Raw genomic sequence first — 17,710 nt, 5'->3', positions numbered from 1 at the left:
AACTGTCAACATACAATTCCGGCATTCGCCGCAGGTCCACATCGCACCTCAGGAGACAGCACCATGCGCATGACCATTGGCCTACTGGCCTTAGCCACCGTTGCCGCCACACCTGCACTCGCCAAGCCCAGCAATAAGCTGGTTGTCCCCATTAAGACGAGCGCAGGTCAGGATGCCGGAACAGCTACCTTCCGACAACTGAAGGACGGCAAGCTCTCCATCAAGCTCAATCTCAAGAACCTTCCCTTTGGCGAACATGCCGTCCATATTCACGAGCACGCGGTCTGCAATGCGCCGGACTTCAAGAGCGCGGGAGGCCACTTCAACCCTGCTGGCAAGCAGCATGGGACGATGAACCCTGAGGGACATCACAACGGCGACCTGCCACAGAATGTCTCCATCGGCGAGGACCACATGGGCTCGATCAGCTTCAAGGTCGACGATCTCTCCATGACGCCGGGTGAGGCCAACAACATTCTTGCCGGAACGGCCATCGTGGTGCACGAGAAGGCAGATGACATGAAGACCGACCCGACTGGAAATGCCGGTAACCGGATCGCCTGCGGCGTGATCTCAGCGCCTACGCCCTAACCGGCAGCCAGTACCCGGGGCACCCCCCTGTACTTTTTCCGCAAAGTCTTCATTGCAAAGGGTTTAATTTCTAAAGTCTTGCATCGAAAGGAGTTAGGTCCAGCGACTATTGCTGAGCCTAACTCCTTTCTTTTCTATTTCTAGTTTAATAAATGGGGTGAAACTGATTTGCAGGCTCTCAAGGTTTATTTTCTGGGAAGCAAGATTCTTGTTTTGTAGTTGTTATGGGGAACGGTTCTGGATTTTTCTGCGTTCCAGGGCTTGACACTACTTAGACCGAGCGTTCAGCCCTCATCATTTTGAGGTGACAGAGGCAAAATACAGGGGGTCTCTCCACTCCGTAGCTGACATAAAGCCGTCCGCTGCTCTGGTCGAGATGACGTGGTTTTGAGTTTGGACAAGTTTAAGCAGCTGCTTCGCTGGAGCGAATTAGCTGGGGACAGCCGAGCTTACTGCTCCATGTAGTTTAAGTCGTGTCCCTGGTGCTTCTTCAGGCGGATCTCGCGATAGCATATTTCAGCTTTGTGTTGAACTACGGTGAATGCCTCTGCGTACAGGCATCCATGGGCGTTCTTCACATCGCGGTTCCAGCACCAGGCCGGCCAGCCGGACGCAAATCAACGCCCCGCGTACTTGCCCACTCCGGGCACGGAACCTCACATCCAAACACCTCGACGCCTGCGCCGCGAGGTACACTTCTTCCACCACTTAAGACGTCAGAGGCAATATTGGAGCGTACGCCCGAGCAGGAAGCCGCGCAGGAAGCTGTCGCCAGACTGGTACGCCAGTGCATGGCCGGCGACTCGCACGCCTGGCAACAGCTCGTAAGCTCGCAGCATCGCCGGATCTACGCCATCTGTTACCGCTTTACCGGTTCGAGCAGCGACGCCGAAGACCTGACGCAGGATGTCTTCCTTAAGCTCTACAAGAACCTCTCCAGCTTCGACACGCAAAAGGGCAGCTTCCAGACGTGGATTACGACGCTCGCCCGCAACCTGCTCGTCGACCACTTCCGGCGAACACGGCTGGACCGCGCCAGCGACTCGCTCGATGTAAGCTTCGACGGCGAGGACGGCAGCCCGACGATGGGCGACCGGCTGGCCGATAACCGCCCCTCGCAGGAGCAGCACGTTGCTTCGATGGAGATGAAAAGCCAGATACAGTGCGCCCTCAAGCAGCTTTCGCCCGAACTTCGCGAAGCCGTCATTTTGCGCGATCTGGAAGATATGGATTACAAGGAGATAGCACAGGTGCTTCGCATTCCCGAGGGAACGGTTAAAAGCCGCATCAGTCGCGGTCGCGGGGAACTTGCGAGGCTTTTGCAACGTATAGAAAGACAGTAGAAACAGTGGTTGAAAGACAGTAGAAGTAGTGGATTGAAAACAGGAAACGCGGTAGAAAGACAGGCAGTAAAAAGGCAAGCAGAACGGGCAACAGAAACAAGAGCAATACCGGAAGCAAGAAGTAACGGGATTGATAGAAAGGCAGGTGATGTAAGTGGCAGAGTTCAACCAATTCGGAAGCGCACAGCCTCCCCAGTCCGGGGAAGCCGGGCACTGCGCTCAATGCGAGGCGATGCTGGCCGACGCGCTTGACGGGACGCTCTCCCCGACAGAACAGGCGATGTTCGATCTGCATATGGCCTCCTGCCCCACTTGCAGCGCCATGTTGGCCGATGCCCGGCGTGGGGCCGCGTGGCTCGAGATGCTGCGGTCACCCCGGCCCGAACCCTCGGCGGCACTTTTGGAGCGTATTCTTGCCCAGACCTGCAACGCTCAGCCTGATGTCGGCACCTCCAACCAACTCCAACTCGTGTCCGACAAGCAGCGTGCCGGCCACGGTCTGTGGCAATCCAGCACTCTCCTTGGGCACTCCGGCCCGGTCCCGGCTGCGGCGCGATCTTCGGCAGGAGCAACGTACGCCCCGACCAACGTTCTTCCCTTCCGCAGCCGTCTACGCTCCATCGGGCAGACGCTGCTGCAGCCCAGGCTCGCAATGACCGCCGCGATGGCCTTCTTCTCCATCGCGCTTACGTTGAACATCACCGGGGTTCGCTTCAGCCAGCTTCGTGTCAGCGATCTTCGTCCTACCAGCATCAAGCGCAATCTCATTGATGCGAATGCTTCGGTGCATCGCTACTACGACAATCTGAAGGTCGTCTATGAACTCGAGTCGCGTGTGCGCGACCTGCAGCGCTCGAGCAACGACAACGACCAGTACAACCTGCCGTCGAGCCAGAGCGCTCCATCGGCCCAGCCCCAACAACCGGCCACACAGCAAGCACCGGCGCAGAAACCAGACTCCAAACAATCGCGCCCTAAACCCGGCCCCGGCTCCAGCCGTCGTGAGACCCAGAGCGGCAATGTGCAGTTTGCCGACTTCATGGAACGGCCAGCCCCTGTCCCCGCCACCCAGGTTTTTGTTGTCTTTACTCCCAGTGTTATGAAGTACCTGCAGGAAGGGGAACTTGTATGAACTGCGCAAACCATCCTGATCGTGAACGAGCTGCATTCTGCCAGAACTGCGGCAAGCCTCTGTGCCAGGAGTGCACCCGCGCTGTCGGCTCGAGCATCTTCTGCGAGCCCTGCCTGGTTACCAAACTATCTGGAGCAGGCACCCCCAATCCTGCTGGCGGTCCCGCTCCCGGAGCAAGTTATCCCGCCGACGGAACGATCCCGCCGCCACCTCCGCCGGACGAGCCTAATCCAGGTCTCGCCGCGCTGCTCGGCTTCATTCCCGGCGTGGGCGCGATGTACAACGGCCAATATGCCAAGGGCATCGTCCATCTGATCGTCTTTGCCGTGCTGGTGAGCCTCTCAGGTGAGAACGGCATCTTCGGCCTCTTCATCGCCGGTTGGGTCTTCTACCAGGTCATCGAAGCCCACCACACCGCTCAGGCACGCCGCGATGGTACGCCGCTGCCCAATCCCTTCGGCCTCAACGATCTGGGCGAACGTCTGGGCTTCGGCAAGGCATGGCCCAGCAGCACTGCCCAAGGAACAACGAATACGCAGTACACAGCCCCAGACACAACCGTTCCTCCCGCCGCAAACTACGTTCCACCGGCATCGGACTACCAGCCCTACACAACTCCACCCGCGGCGAATTGGAATACGCAGTGGGAGAACTATGTTCCGCCGGGAACACCTTTCGTCAGCCCGGTTACTCCCCCGGCAGCCCCCAATCCTCCTTATACCGATAACCGCTTCCCTAGCGGCGCGATCTGGTTGATTGGCCTGGGCGCACTGTTTCTTATCGGCAACTCCGGCCTGTTTCACGGCGATACGATGCGCTGGTTTCTGCCGATGCTCTTCATCGGGTTTGGAGTATGGCTATTCGTCCATAAGATGACGGAGTCCGGCCCGCTCGCCGACGACGGAACCGCCGTCTACAAGATTCGCTTCTTCCATGCGCTGCGCGGTGCAATCTGGATCATCCTGGTGGGCGTGCTCTTCCTGCTCGACAGCTCGCACATTCTTTCGTGGGGACGAAGCTGGCCGCTGTTCATCATCGTCGCCGGCGTCATGGCCGTACTGCAACGAGCGACCTTCAGTGCTGCCGCAGCCGCTCCGCCTTATCCACCTTATTCGGCTCCACCTCCCTCCAGCCCTGCCCCGACAACCAGCACATCGATCGTTCCCTCCAACACGCACGATGAGGAAGGGAAATAAGCCATGGCCACTAATCCTCCACCCTACCCGCCGCCCGGCCCTCCCTACGGCAATGACTGGAAGTATCAACGTCGCATCATGAAGGAGCAGGCCCGGGTGCAACGCGATGTGCTACGCGCCCAGGCTGCGGCGTATCGCTACCAGATGCGCGGTGCACGCCACGGTTCGATCGTCGGGCCACTGATCCTGATCGCGATTGGCGTTGTCTTCCTTCTGGTGCAGATGGGCCGTCTCGACGCCCGCCAGGTATGGGATTGGTACGGTCACTGGTGGCCGGTGGTGCTGATCGGCGCAGGCCTGGTGATGTTTCTTGAGTGGGCATTCGACCGCTACATCGCAGCCGATCCCTCCCATCCCGTCTATCGCCGGAGCATGGGAGGAGGAGTCTTCTCGCTGCTTCTGCTGCTGGTGATCGCCGGCGTTATCTTCAGCGGATTCCGGCATGGCAACGGAAGCTTCTACGAGCATAACTTCGGCATCAACCAGAACGACCTCGATCAGTTTCTCGGCGACAAGCACGAGAGCGATCAGACCGTCGTTCAGGCTCTTCCAGCCGGCAGCGGCTTCTCCATCGACAACCCTCGAGGCGATGTCATCGTCTCCGGGACCAGCGACGACAACCAGATCCATGTCGCCATCCACAAAGAGATCTATAGCCGCTCTGACTCCGACGCTACTCACAAGGCCGAGCAGCTCAATCCTCAGTTCAGCACTGGTGACAACACCGTTACGCTCAACATGCCTTCTCTTCCCGGTGGCCGCGGCGACCTGACGATCACAGTTCCCCCAACAGCAGTCATCAACGTCAATGCCAATCATGGCGACGTCCACGTCAGCGGCATCAAAGCCCCCGTAACCGTCACGGCAAACCACGGCGATGTCGAGCTGAGCGCCATCACCGGGCCTGTCACAGCGCGCATCAATAACAGCGACTCCTCCTTCTCAGCGCACAGCATCACCGGCCCGCTCATCATCGAAGGCCGCGGTCAGGACCTTACCCTCTCTGACCTGAGTGCGCCGGTCAAGATCAACGGCGACTTCTTCGGCACCACCCATCTTGAACACATTCGCGGTCAGATCATGTTTCACTCGACGCGCACCGACATGCAGCTCGGCCGCCTCGATGGCGAAGCCGATATCAGCAATAATGCTGACCTCTCTGCAAGCGAGGTCGTCGGACCGCTCACGCTTAGCACACGAAGCCGCAACATCACGCTCGACCGCATCGCCGGCGACATCTCCGTCAGCAACAGCAATGGCTTTGTGAACGTCACCAGCGCGCCACCGCTCGGAAACGTCACCATCGAGAACCGCAACGGAGACATCTCGCTCACTGTCCCCGAGCACTCCGGCTTTGTAGTCGACGCTCAGGCTACTGACGGCGATCTGGACAACGACTTCTCCTTCGCCACCCAGGGGACGGACACCCATAGAACCTTCAGTGGCACCGTCGGCAAGGGCGGCCCAACGCTTCGCCTCACCACCACCCACGGCGATATCTCGTTCAAAAAGACCTCTGTCCTGCCGCTACCGCCTGCTCCCCCCGCACCGCCGAAGCTGACGCTGATTGCACCGGATGCCAAGATCGCCATCGAAGGCGCCAGAGCTGAAGCAAAGGCAGCCGAGCGGATGGCCGCTCAAGAGGCAAAAGCAGCCAAAGCCCAGGCAAAGGAAGCTGCCGCCGAGGCAAAACGCGATGCGAAAGCACAATCCTCAAACGATAGCTCGCAGTAGTCAAGTCAACATCTTCATGCATGACGCGAATGCATGGAGATAGGTTCCTGTCATTGATCGGAGAGCCGATTTGGCCGCCAGGCCGACGCAGCAGCTATCCGCCTGGACGTTAAGTATCTGCGAATCGGAATGTCATAGAGCTCCATCACGACATATGCGACCCCCGAGAGAAGGAGCACGCCAGTCGTTACGATAAGAGCCAACTGCGCCGTCCCCGGCTTATGACTGTTGTAGTAATTCATAAATACCCAGATCGCGGCATAGTGCGTCATGTACAGCGGATACGAGATCTTCCCGGAGAATATGCAGATCGGCTCAGACCTCTTCGTAAGCAGAGCGCCAGCTCCCAGGCTGACTAGCAGAGGGAAATAAAACAAAATCACCAGCGCCTCTGCCAACACATTCCATTTGAAGTACGGCATCATGAATGCGGCCAGCAGCAACAGGGATAAGCTCGTAAAACCGAGCCTCGTCTTGATAATCCAGTTAGAACGATAGATAAGCAGGCCCGCTAAGAACGAATAAGCAACGCGGGCGCCTCCATCCCAGAAGGTTGGACCGCTCCACCCGCCACTTAACGATCCGGAGTGATAGCCGACCACGCAAAGAACAACCGCAGCGAGGGTAATCAACGTCAGCAACGAGCGTCGGCCGAGTCTGCAAAGGATAAAAGCATAGAAGATATTCGCGACATATTCCCAAAATAGCGACCACGCAGGAGCATTGAAGCTGAACAAATTAAAGCTACGCTCCGCCATCGCGGGGAAAGGGATAAGAAGGATCGAGGCGAGAAAGATGAGAGTAACTCTGCCTATGCTGTAGGCATGCTGAATACTCGTAAATGGATTGAAAAGAAACGCGAACAAGCCAAGAATCGACCCCAGAATCACCAAAGGGTGCAATCGGATCAGTCTTGATTTGAGAAATTCGATGATGCCGATCTTGCCTATCCGATCATCGTAGGCATATCCGATAACGAACCCGGAGAGACAGAAGAAGAAATCGACAGCAAGAAAGCCATGCCCGATGAAGTTCTTACTGTAGTCGCTGATGGCCATCTCCATGAAGTGGAAGGTGACCACCGACAAAGCCGCAATCCCTCTTAGTCCATCCAGAACATCAAAGTGCTGCTTGGTCTTCAGAATGTCAGCGCTTAGTTGGCTGGTTCCGGCCTTCGTCGTCTGCGTCGCTTCCCCCATTGGTTATTGCCTCTTAGTTGGCAGCGTGTGCCGCCGCGGAAGTGCGCTTAGTTGTCCTGGATCATAAATGAAAAGCCCCATCCTCGAAAGGATGGGGCTTCTGTATTATGCCGGCGATCACCTAATCTCCCACACACTTACGCGTGCAGTACCATCGGCCCAACGAGGCTTAACTTCCGTGTTCGGGATGGGAACGGGTGTGACCCTCGCGGTAAACTCACCGGCAAACTTGAGAATTTCGCTCTCGCGATCTTCCACAACTGAATAGATTGAGCAGACATTTACCAAAAACGTATTAGTTATATCTCGTATAACTACAAAGCTTGTATTGAATGACTCTTAGAACAGTGGACTTCACTGCGCAGAGTAAATTCTATGGACAAGCCGAACGGGCGATTAGTACTGGTAAGCTTCACACATTACTGCGCTTCCACATCCAGCCTATCAACCAGGTGGTCTTCCTGGGCCCTTCATTTCCCTTTTGGGTTGGGAGATCTCATCTTAGAGCGTGCTTCCCGCTTATATGCATTCAGCGGTTATCACAACCGAACTTCGCTACCCAGCCGTGCCATTGGCATGACAACTGGAACACAAGAGGTTCGTCCATCCCGGTCCTCTCGTACTAAGGACAGCCCTCTTCAAATCTCCTACGCCCACAGCAGATAGAGACCGAACTGTCTCGCGACGTTCTGAACCCAGCTCACGTACCACTTTAATCGGCGAACAGCCGAACCCTTGGAACCTTCTACAGCTCCAGGATGTGATGAGCCGACATCGAGGTGCCAAACCATTGCGTCGATATGAACTCTTGGCAATGATCAGCCTGTTATCCCCGGCGTACCTTTTATCCGTTGAGCGATGGCCCTTCCATACAGAACCACCGGATCACTAAGGCCTGCTTTCGCATCTGCTCGACTTGTAGGTCTCGCAGTTAACCACACTTATGCCTTTGCACTCGACGGTCGATTTCCAAACGACCTGAGTGTAGCTTCGCGCGCCTCCGTTACAATTTAGGAGGCGACCGCCCCAGTCAAACTACCCGTCTTACTATGTCCCTCTCCCGGATCACGGGAGCAGGTTAGAATCACAACACTCGCAGGGTGGTATCTCACCGTTGGCTCCACCGAACCCAAAAATCCGATATCAAAGCCTCCCACCTATCCTGCGCAGCAAGAGCCGTAACTCATAGTAAAAGTATAGTAAAGGTGCACGGGGTCTTTTCGTCTAGCTGCGGGTAACCGGCATCTTCACCGGTACTACAAGTTCGCCGAGCAACTCGTTAAGACAGTCGAACGATCGTTACTCCATTCGTGCAGGTCGGAACTTACCCGACAAGGAATTTCGCTACCTTAGGACCGTTATAGTTACGGCCGCCGTTCACCGGGGCTTCAGTTCAAAGCTTCGAGCTTGCGCCCTAACCTCTCCCTTTAACCTTCCGGCACCGGGCAGGAGTCAGCCCCTATACGTCGTTTTAGACTTTGCAGAGACCTGTGTTTTTGTTAAACAGTCGCCGTTCGCGTTTCACTGCGGCCCACCTAGGCTTGCACCCAGGGGGCGACCCTTCTCCCGAAGTTACGGGTCTAATTTGCCGAGTTCCTTAACAAGCTTTCACTCGAGCGCCTTTGGATATTCTCCTCGTCTACCTGTGTCGGTTTGTGGTACGGTTCCCAACCCCTCTCCTTAGAGGTTTTTCTTGGCAGCATGAAATCAGCAGCTTTCAGCCATACGGCTTACTGCTTTGCGCCTCACTGTTAAGTCTCTCCGGATTTGCCTAGAGAAACCAGCTTACGCGCATCGAACCCCATAGCCATAGGAGGTCCTGCTTATCCTTCTGCGTCACCCCATCGTATAACGAGGTATTGGGAGGTCCGGAATATTAACCGGATTTCCATCGCCTACGCCTTTCGGCCTCGGCTTAGGGACCGCCTAACCCTGAGCGGATTAACCTTCCTCAGGAAACCTTAGACTTTCGGCGTGAAGGGTTCTCACCTTCATTATCGCTACTTATGCCGGCAGGGTCTCTTCTCTAATGTCCACGTATCTTCCCAGTTACGCTTCATCCACGAGAGAATGCTCTCCTACCACGTCCTTACGGACATCCGCAGCTTCGGTATACAGTTTTAGCCCCGTTGTATTGTCGGCACCGGACCTCTTGACCAGTGAGCTATTACGCTTTCTTTAAAGGATGGCTGCTTCTAAGCCAACCTCCTGGCTGTCTGAGAGTTCCGACTTCCTTTCCCACTTAACTGTAATTTTGGGACCTTAGCTGGCGGTCTGGACTGTTTTCCTTTTGACTGTGAAGCTTAGCCCCCACAGTCTGACTGCCGGGCTGGTTGTAATTGGCATTCGAAGTTTGATTGGATTCAGTAAGCCGGAAAGCCCCCTAGTCCATCCATGTCTCTACCACCAATCCAAATCACCCGACGCTAGCCCTAAAGCTATTTCGGAGAGAACGAGCTATCACGGAATTTGATTAGCCTTTCACCCCTACCCTCAGCTCATCCGAGCTTTTTTCAACAAACACCGGTTCGGTCCTCCAATGGGTGTTACCCCATCTTCAACCTGGCCAAGGGTAGATCATCCCGCTTCGCGTCTATTCCTGCCAACTTATCGCCCTATTAAGACTCGCTTTCGCTGCGGCTCGCTCACGCTTAACCTTGCTGACAAGAATAACTAGCCGGCTCATTATGCAATAGGCACGCGGTCAGACATTCCCTTACGGGCATAGTCCTCCCACTGCTTGTAGGCACACGGTTTCAGGTACTTTTCACTCCCCTCAATGGGGTGCTTTTCGCCTTTCCCTCACGGTACTGGTTCACTATCGGTCAGAAACGAGTATTTAGCCTTACGGGATGGTCCCCGTGGATTCAAGCAGGGTTTCTCGTGCCCCGCCTTACTCAGGTACCTGCTTCGAGTCTGGATCAATTTCGCCTACGGGTCTGTCACCCTCTTTGGATCTCCTTTCCAGAAGATTCAGCTATCGACCAGATTGGTAACTCTACTGTTGCAGGCCCTACAACCCCCGATACACCTTGATGCAACGGGTTTGGGCTGTTCCGAGTTCGCTCGCCACTACTATCGGAATCGAGGTTTCTTTCTCCTCCTGGAGGTACTGAGATGGTTCACTTCCCTCCGTTCGCTTGTTCCTACCTATGAATTCAGTAGGACATACCATGGTTTTACCATGGTGGGTTTCCCCATTCGGAAATCTCCGGATCAACGCCTGTGTGCGGCTCCCCGAAGCTTATCGCAGCTTGCCACGTCCTTCATCGCCTGTTTCTGCCAAGGCATCCACCGTGCGCCCTTAGTAGCTTGACCATAGAATTTACTCGCACGCAGCAGAGTGAAAACCTCTGCAACATAGAGCGTTCTACGTTTGATATAGTCCACGCCTGTGTCGCACTCTCGTCATCTCAACTTGCGAGAATCAGATTGCTGACACGAAAAATTATTCTAAAGACACTCAATACTGATTGACAGCTTTCTTCGGAAACTACCCGAAGACATGCTGCTCAGCCTTGTAGTTATATTTACCCAATCTATTCAGTTGTCAAAAATCATAAGGCGAATCGTATTGCTACGTCATCGCATCGCGCCCTCAGGCGGCTTGAGCATTCCTGCTCAAGGTTCAAACTCCGTCTTGACGGAGTCTCAACCTCAAGCAGACATCGCTTGGTGAAACTCTAATCGAGTGATCATGGTGGAGCTGAACGGGATCGAACCGTTGACCCCCTGCTTGCAAAGCAGGTGCTCTCCCAACTGAGCTACAGCCCCATGACTACCAGTATAACCAGCAGTTTAGATAAAGATGGTGGGCCTGGGTAGATTCGAACTACCGACCTCACCCTTATCAGGGGTGCGCTCTAACCAACTGAGCTACAGGCCCGACTCTACAGCATCGAGCCCGAAGGCGTGATGCGCAGGCTGCTCTGTTGTTGACTCCTAAGAATCAAAAATCGAGCTCTCTCGAAAGGTTTCGAGGACACAGTTGAACGTGCATAGCAGCTACGCCGCTATTGACCATCGGTGTTGACAGATATCGAAAAAAAGAAGGTTTAGTTCAGGCTCATCTGCACTTGCCGAAGCTTATACAGATGGTGCTCGGCAACATCACTTCAACTCAGCTCGAAGGCTGCCTGCAATCGCAGGGCGTTGAAATGTGCCGAGGCGTTCTCTTTTAGAAAGGAGGTGATCCAGCCGCAGGTTCTCCTACGGCTACCTTGTTACGACTTCACCCCAATCATGAATCACACCTTGGGCGGCTGCTCCCTTGCGGTTAGCGTACCGACTTCTAGTGCAACCCACTTTCGTGATGTGACGGGCGGTGTGTACAAGGCCCGGGAACGTATTCACCGTGGCATGCTGATCCACGATTACTAGCGATTCCAGCTTCATGGAGTCGAGTTGCAGACTCCAATCCGAACTGAGGCCGACTTTTTCCGATTAGCTCCCCCTCGCGGGTTTGCAGCGGTTTGTATCGGCCATTGTAGCACGTGTGTAGCCCTGGACATAAAGGCCATGAGGACTTGACGTCATCCCCACCTTCCTCCCCGTTATCCGAGGCGGTTTCGACAGAGTGCTCAACTAAATGGTAGCAACTGTAGATAAGGGTTGCGCTCGTTGCGGGACTTAACCCAACATCTCACGACACGAGCTGACGACAGCCATGCAGCACCTATATAGCGGTCTATTGCTAGACGCCGACGTTTCTGCCGGATTCCACTACATTTCGAGCCCAGGTAAGGTTCTTCGCGTTGCGTCGAATTAAACCACATGCTCCACCGCTTGTGCGGGCCCCCGTCAATTCCTTTGAGTTTCAGCCTTGCGACCGTACTCCCCAGGCGGATTGCTTATCGCGTTAGCTTCGACACGGCAGGATTGGGTACCTGCCACATCAAGCAATCATCGTTTAGGGCTAGGACTACCAGGGTATCTAATCCTGTTTGCTCCCCTAGCTTTCGTGCCTCAGCGTCAGTAATGGTCCAGTGAGCCGCTTTCGCCACAGGTGTTCCTTCCGATATCTACGCATTTCACCGCTACACCGGAAATTCCACTCACCTCTCCCATACTCAAGCCCGGCAGTTTCTTATGCAGACTTTGGGTTGAGCCCAAAGATTTCACACAAGACTTGCCAAACCGCCTACGCACCCTTTACGCCCAATAAATCCGAACAACGCTTGCCCCCCTCGTATTACCGCGGCTGCTGGCACGAAGTTAGCCGGGGCTTCTTCTATAGGTACCGTCATTATCTTCCCTATCGAAAGGAGTTTACATCCCAAGGGATTTCATCCTCCACGCGGCGTTGCTGCGTCAGGGTTTCCCCCATTGCGCAAAATTCCCCACTGCTGCCTCCCGTAGGAGTCTGGACCGTGTTTCAGTTCCAGTGTGTCCGTGCGCCCTCTCAGGCCGGATACAGATCATCGTCTTGGTGGGCCATTACCCCGCCAACTAACTAATCTGCCGCGAACTCCTCTCCAAGCGCATTGCTGCTTTGACTCGTAAGTGTTATGCGGTATTAGCTAAGATTTCTCTCAGTTATTCCCCACTCGGAGGTAGATAATTCACGTGTTACTCACCCGTGCGCCACTTTACTCAGGTATTGCTACCCTTTCTCGTGCGACTTGCATGTGTTAGGCACGCCGCCAGCGTTGATTCTGAGCCAGGATCAAACTCTCGTTTAATCTTGGTTTGACTGCCGTCCATCGACAGGGGTCGGGACGGTTCAGTCGCCTTCGGATGCTCGAAAGATCCGAGGGATATAACTAGTGAGAATGACTAAACCAAATTTCGTATCATCTCACGACTGGCACGTTCAACTATGTTGTCAAAGATCCTGACTGCATCCACCTAAGCGGGCAGCTTTGGATCAAGGACGAAATCGGCAAAGCCAGATTCGTGTCCTCGAACTTGATGCGCTGTTTTCGTCTGTATTTGCTACTTACTCCGGCTTCGCTTGCTTCTTACTGGCTTTATTTCAACCGTTTAGCGTACCGTTCAGCAGCTCGTGACGTTTTAGCGAACTTTTTAAGTTTATCGAAGTTTTCATCGTCTGTCAACTTCTTTTTTCTAACTTTTTTCAGGCCGCTTGCTTGGCGCATTTGCCTGAAAATCATTGTTCGCACAGCACAGATATCTCAAAACATCGTGACGATCAAAACATGATCGCGGAGCACTTAGCTCCTGAACTTCATTCAATTGCAGTGGCTTGGGTTTGGTTACCGGCTGGCCGTTGGCTCATTGCCGATCAAACGCTTGGACTGCGCTCCGTCATCCCTTTACAATCTGCTCACTCACTTCAGAGCTAAGGTGCGAAGCTTTTACATCTACTTCTCTTACTGCCTATTCAGAGTACCGTGCTTTTCAATTCCTTGCAAGCACTGCGTTTCTGCGACTTCCTGAGATTAGCAGCGGTACCGGCTTCATGCAACCTTTCTGCCTGTTGAAAACTCTGCATTCCTGTAGAAAAGCTGTCCATCCCCTGTAAATACAGGGTTATTTTAATCTTTAAAACACCTGTTTTTCTTGCAGGCCCCTCGAAAAGGTCTGCTCAGGCTAGAATCCCCTTCATGGAACCCACAGAAATGCAGGAGTTCAGCAATCAACTCCACGAAGCCAATGAAGAGGGCGGCGAGTCGCTTACCCGTATCTCGCTATCCATCTCTATCCTTGCCGTCCTTGTTGCTATGGTCACCGTGCTTGGACACCGCAGCCATACCGAAGCCATTCTGATGCAGTCGCGCGTCGCTGATCAGTGGAATCTCTATCAAGCCAAAAAGATCCGCATGGATAATCTTTCAGTCACGGTAGATCTGCTCTCATTGCAGAGCTTCGCTAACGCCGCCGGCGCAGCCGCCAAGCAGCAGGAGTACAAAGCACACATCGAGAAGTGGAAGTCCGACTTGGCCGAAGAGCAGCAGAAGGCCCACGAGTACGAGCATGAGGTCCATCTCGCCGAGCGCCGTGCCAGTCATTATGATCTCGGAGAGGCACTGCTGCAGATTGCCGTCGTTCTCTCTTCCATCACACTCTTCACTCGCCGCCGATCTTACTTCTTTCTCGGCATCGGCATTGGAGCTGTCGGATTGGTTATCGCCTCGCTGGCTTTATTCGTGCACTAGCCAACCTTGTTCGCTCGCTAGCTGAAGCGGCTGACGTCCATCCCGAGCGCAAATTTCTCTCCATGCGTCTGCAGCTCCTCCCACGTCACCTCGCGCCGGGTATAGCCGGCCATGCGCCCCAGCATGCAACTCTGCGCGGTCTCCACACCTGCCGCAATCTGGTTGTGGAATTTCCCTGAGGTGATGCTTTCGATGAAGCTGCGATCTTTCTCGCGATCGGCGAACTCCAGGTTGTCCTTGAAGTCGCCGCTCGCGGAAAATTTGCCCGGCTCAGCCGAGGTGCCCTGACCATCCTGCCACGACCACGGCGACTTGCCGAGGATTCGTACCTGCCCGGCGTATGGAATATCCGCAGAACCCTCAGCTCCGAAGGCCCGCAGACCTGCCTCGAAGAAGCCATAGTCGCCAAACTGCGTTGAGGCGAAGCTCACGTGCACGTCATTGGGATAGGTGTAATCCACCTGGTAGTTGTCCCAACAGTCGCCTGCGTGCGTCAGGATATTCCTGCCTCCGGTCGCTGTGGCCTTCAGCGGATGCGCGCCCAGAACCCAGTTGCACAGGTCGATGATGTGGATGTTCTGCTCGACCAGAATGTCGCCTGAGAGCATCCTGTCCCACAGCCAGTTCCGCAGCCTCCACTCATCATGTGAAGCGCCCGCAGGCGCCGTCTTCTCCGTAGAGGCTGGCGCATAGTAGCTCGCAGAGATGGACGCTATCTTCCCCAACGCGCCGGCCTGCACCTTTTCGATCACCGCGGCAATCGGCGGAGCCTTACGCACTTGAAAACCTACATCGACGCTGAGCTTGCCCTCCACCCTCTTCGCAATCTCCAGCGCTTTCTTCGATTGAGCCACATCTACGCCGACCGGCTTCTCGCAATAGGCGTGCTTACCTGCGTTGACGACGCCTTCGAGGTGCTCGACGTGAAACCACGGTGGCGTCGAGATCTGCACCATGTCGATGTCTTTGGAGTGTGCAAGCTCCATAAAGGCATTGTGGCCATGAAACGTCAGCCTATCCTCGATGGCCGAATGACCGAGCCCTGCATTCAACTGGTCGAAGTGCTGCTTGCCCAACGCGAGCTTGTCGGGAAAGATGTCAGCAAGTGCCACTACACGCGCCGTCGTGTTTTTCGCGAACGAGCTGGCCACCGACGTTCCCCGGTTTCCGCAGCCAAGCAGCCCCATCCGCACAGCGGAGTTGGCTTCATAACCAAACGCCGTCTTCGACTTCAGTAGCAACAGGCCCGATGCCGCAGCTCCTGCCTTAACAAACTCCCTTCGATCCATCCCCTTCATGCGCTCTCCCTTTTCTGCTCGCAATCGTCAGCCAATCACATCAGCCAGAATCTTCTCTAAATACGTCTTTTCCTCGCGTACATCTGCAATCTGTTGTGGACCCGAGGTTTCGCGCTCAATCGTCACAGCGCCGTTGTAGCCCAAGTGGTGCAGCTTGGCGAACACCTTATGAAAGTCCACCAGTCCTGTACCAATCAGCACCTCTTCGCCGAGCTTGTTGGGATCAGTCGGCCATCGGCCATCCTTGGCATGGATGCTCTTCACATGCGGCCCCAGAATGTCGACCGCATCGACTGGATTCGCCTTGCCATAGAGAATCAGGTTGGCCGTATCGAGCCCGACGCCGAGATTTGGCAGCGCCACATCGCGCAGCATCCGCGACATTGTCGTCGGCGTCTCCTGCCCGGTCTCCATCAGGAAGTCCTGACCATTGCCAGCGCAGTGCTTTGCTACCTCGCGAATCGCAACGACTGCCTCCGCATAGAGCGGGTCGGCAGGGTCTTCGGGGATGAATCCACAGTGCGTCTGCACCTGTCCCACGCCCAGCAGCTTTGCAAAGTCTGAGACCTGGCGCAGCGCGTCCATCCGCACTGCACGCGTGGCTCGCGGAACTATCCCAATGGTCGACGGTCCCTGCATGAAATCCCACACCAGCTTGCCCGGCCCCACGACCTCCACTGTCGTCGCTCTCAGGCCATAGCGGTCCAGCAGACCGCGCATCTCGGTCGCCAGCTCAGGCGTGAATTTTCCAATATAGCCATCGAGTGAAAGAAAGCAGGTCGTCAGGCCCAGGTCATGCACCCGCTTGATCGTCTCCTCTGGCCCGTGAAACGGCGAGATCACCAGCCCCAGTTCCATCGTTCTGCCCACCCGCACCGGAGTTCCCCTCGCCGCAGGCGTCGCCTCGGCCACCCCAGATGCACCTGCCAGTGCAGCCCCAGCCGCTAAACCCAGAAAATCTCTCCGTCGCATCGATCCCCCTTGTTGAAGACATTCGCAACGCCGATGGGCGGCAAACGTCCAACGCGCCCACCTTACCAGAAGTGCATTGGGAATGACCAAATTGAGTGGAGAAAAGCAGACGTTTTTATCGAGCGAAGTGGCTGACCACAAGCGCAACAGGAAGCCCGACGAAGCAGATGTGGATCGCCAGCTGAACCAGGAACGCCTTTGCTGAAAACACTCGCTTGGGAGCCGCCGACAACGGAAGCACGATGCGGCTCATCACTACATGAACGGCAGCGCCGTAGACCGCTCCCCACACCCAAGGCGTCTCTACCAGAACCGGCCACACGCGACTCAGCGCGTAGTAGACAGCAGCGACCACGAATGCAATCACAAAGTGAAAGAGCAGGCCGACCGCAGCGATCTTCTTCCCCCCGCTGAATGCACGTGCACCCAATGCACCGCTGGCAATTCCCTGCCAGAGCCTCTCGAGCGAAAGGCCCTGCAGAGCGAACAGCGTCGATGTCGCTGTAATGTCTAACGTACCAGCCAACAAGCCGGCAATCGCAACCGTCCCGAGTCCTGTCAACGCATCCCTCGCTACCGATTTTTTTGAAATAGAAGTTGCGAGACCCCGGTATAGAAGGAGGCCTCGCGAAATAATTGGAGCCTACTGCGTGTGAGACTTATAGGCCCCAACCTTATACGTTCCCGGAGTCGTCCGCGCGGCAATACTAAGCCGGTTCCACGCATTGATCGTCGTAATGGCGATGCTGAGATCGGTCAGTTCTTTCTCATTGAACTGCTTACGCGTCTCTTCATACACTGCATCGGGAACATGGCCTTGCGTGATCAGCGTCAGCGCCTCGGTCCAGGCCAGCGCTGCCCGCTCGCGATCGCTGTACCATGGGCACTCCCGCCAGGCATCCAACGAGTACAGCCGCTGCTCCTCTTCGTCCAGCGCGCGCAGGTCCTTCCAGTGCATGTCAAGGCAGAACGCACAGCCGTTAATCTGCGATGCCCGCAGCTTGACCAGATGCAACAGACCTTCCTCGAGCCCACACCCGTGCAGATAAGATTCCAGCCCGCTCATCGCCCGATAAGCATCGGGTGCTGCCTTGAAGTAGTTAAAGCGCTGTTCCATGAACTAGAGA

General features: G+C 55.4%; 11 protein-coding genes, 2 tRNA genes and 3 rRNA genes. 6 read left to right on the top strand and 10 right to left on the bottom strand.

Annotated features, from left to right (window positions below; genetic code table 11):
* Positions 1 to 63: 63 nt before the first annotated feature.
* The 5 genes from IEW09_RS05205 (at position 64) to IEW09_RS05185 (ending at position 5,996) form a co-directional block, all read left to right on the top strand.
* Positions 64 to 591 carry a superoxide dismutase family protein gene (locus IEW09_RS05205; protein WP_229739095.1) on the top strand — a complete coding sequence of 176 codons (528 nt, stop codon included), beginning with the start codon at positions 64 to 66 and terminating at the stop codon, positions 589 to 591.
* A gap of 728 nt (positions 592 to 1,319) precedes the next feature.
* Positions 1,320 to 1,934, top strand: a complete 615-nt coding sequence (locus IEW09_RS05200; RefSeq protein ID WP_229739094.1) for an RNA polymerase sigma factor — start codon at positions 1,320 to 1,322, stop codon at positions 1,932 to 1,934.
* A gap of 154 nt (positions 1,935 to 2,088) precedes the next feature.
* On the top strand, positions 2,089 to 3,066 hold the full coding sequence (locus IEW09_RS05195; protein ID WP_188553033.1) for an anti-sigma factor family protein: 978 nt from the start codon (positions 2,089 to 2,091) through the stop codon (positions 3,064 to 3,066).
* Complete coding sequence (locus tag IEW09_RS05190; RefSeq protein WP_188553032.1) at positions 3,063 to 4,262, top strand: B-box zinc finger protein; 1,200 nt, start codon at positions 3,063 to 3,065, stop codon at positions 4,260 to 4,262. Before IEW09_RS05195 ends, IEW09_RS05190 begins: the two co-directional genes overlap by 4 nt.
* Before the next feature lie 3 nt (positions 4,263 to 4,265).
* The gene (locus IEW09_RS05185; RefSeq protein ID WP_188553031.1) at positions 4,266 to 5,996 is read left to right on the top strand and encodes a DUF4097 family beta strand repeat-containing protein; all 1,731 of its coding nucleotides are present in this window, start codon (positions 4,266 to 4,268) and stop codon (positions 5,994 to 5,996) included.
* A gap of 50 nt (positions 5,997 to 6,046) precedes the next feature.
* Here the strand turns inward: IEW09_RS05185 and IEW09_RS05180 are convergent, their stop codons facing one another.
* The 6 genes from IEW09_RS05180 to IEW09_RS05155 all read right to left on the bottom strand — a co-directional run bounded on the left by IEW09_RS05180 (position 6,047) and on the right by IEW09_RS05155 (position 12,876).
* A complete protein-coding gene (locus IEW09_RS05180; protein WP_188553030.1) occupies positions 6,047 to 7,195 on the bottom strand; it encodes an acyltransferase family protein in 1,149 nt (382 codons plus the stop codon).
* Between the two features lie 108 nt (positions 7,196 to 7,303).
* Positions 7,304 to 7,420, bottom strand: a 5S ribosomal RNA gene (rrf, locus tag IEW09_RS05175).
* Positions 7,421 to 7,570: 150 nt separating this feature from the next.
* Positions 7,571 to 10,513, bottom strand: a 23S ribosomal RNA gene (locus tag IEW09_RS05170).
* A 380-nt stretch (positions 10,514 to 10,893) separates the two neighbouring features.
* Positions 10,894 to 10,969: transfer RNA gene (locus tag IEW09_RS05165), tRNA-Ala, on the bottom strand.
* A gap of 35 nt (positions 10,970 to 11,004) precedes the next feature.
* A tRNA-Ile gene (locus tag IEW09_RS05160) sits at positions 11,005 to 11,081 on the bottom strand.
* A 295-nt stretch (positions 11,082 to 11,376) separates the two neighbouring features.
* Positions 11,377 to 12,876, bottom strand: a 16S ribosomal RNA gene (locus IEW09_RS05155).
* The 16S, 23S and 5S rRNA genes sit together here with 2 tRNA genes alongside, the layout of an rRNA operon.
* 885 nt (positions 12,877 to 13,761) lie before the next feature.
* On the opposite strand from IEW09_RS05155, the gene IEW09_RS05150 reads away from it, so the two are divergent.
* Complete coding sequence (locus IEW09_RS05150; RefSeq protein ID WP_188553029.1) at positions 13,762 to 14,313, top strand: DUF4337 domain-containing protein; 552 nt, start codon at positions 13,762 to 13,764, stop codon at positions 14,311 to 14,313.
* A gap of 17 nt (positions 14,314 to 14,330) precedes the next feature.
* Here IEW09_RS05150 and IEW09_RS05145 read toward each other — a convergent pair whose 3' ends face one another.
* From IEW09_RS05145 to IEW09_RS05130, 4 genes are all read right to left on the bottom strand, one after another.
* A complete protein-coding gene (locus IEW09_RS05145) occupies positions 14,331 to 15,611 on the bottom strand; it encodes a Gfo/Idh/MocA family protein (RefSeq protein WP_229739093.1) in 1,281 nt (426 codons plus the stop codon).
* A 27-nt stretch (positions 15,612 to 15,638) separates the two neighbouring features.
* Positions 15,639 to 16,583: a sugar phosphate isomerase/epimerase family protein gene (locus tag IEW09_RS05140; protein ID WP_188553028.1), complete on the bottom strand. Its 945-nt coding sequence runs from the start codon at positions 16,581 to 16,583 to the stop codon at positions 15,639 to 15,641.
* Between the two features lie 115 nt (positions 16,584 to 16,698).
* A complete protein-coding gene (locus tag IEW09_RS05135) occupies positions 16,699 to 17,145 on the bottom strand; it encodes a hypothetical protein (RefSeq protein WP_188553027.1) in 447 nt (148 codons plus the stop codon).
* Positions 17,146 to 17,226: 81 nt separating this feature from the next.
* Positions 17,227 to 17,700: a carboxymuconolactone decarboxylase family protein gene (locus IEW09_RS05130; protein WP_188553026.1), complete on the bottom strand. Its 474-nt coding sequence runs from the start codon at positions 17,698 to 17,700 to the stop codon at positions 17,227 to 17,229.
* Positions 17,701 to 17,710: the final 10 nt, after the last annotated feature.

The organism is Edaphobacter dinghuensis (assembly GCF_014640335.1).
Taxonomy (GTDB): domain Bacteria; phylum Acidobacteriota; class Terriglobia; order Terriglobales; family Acidobacteriaceae; genus Edaphobacter; species Edaphobacter dinghuensis.
The sequence above is the reverse complement of the archived record's forward strand: the minus strand, read 5'-3'. Positions and strand labels throughout refer to the sequence as shown.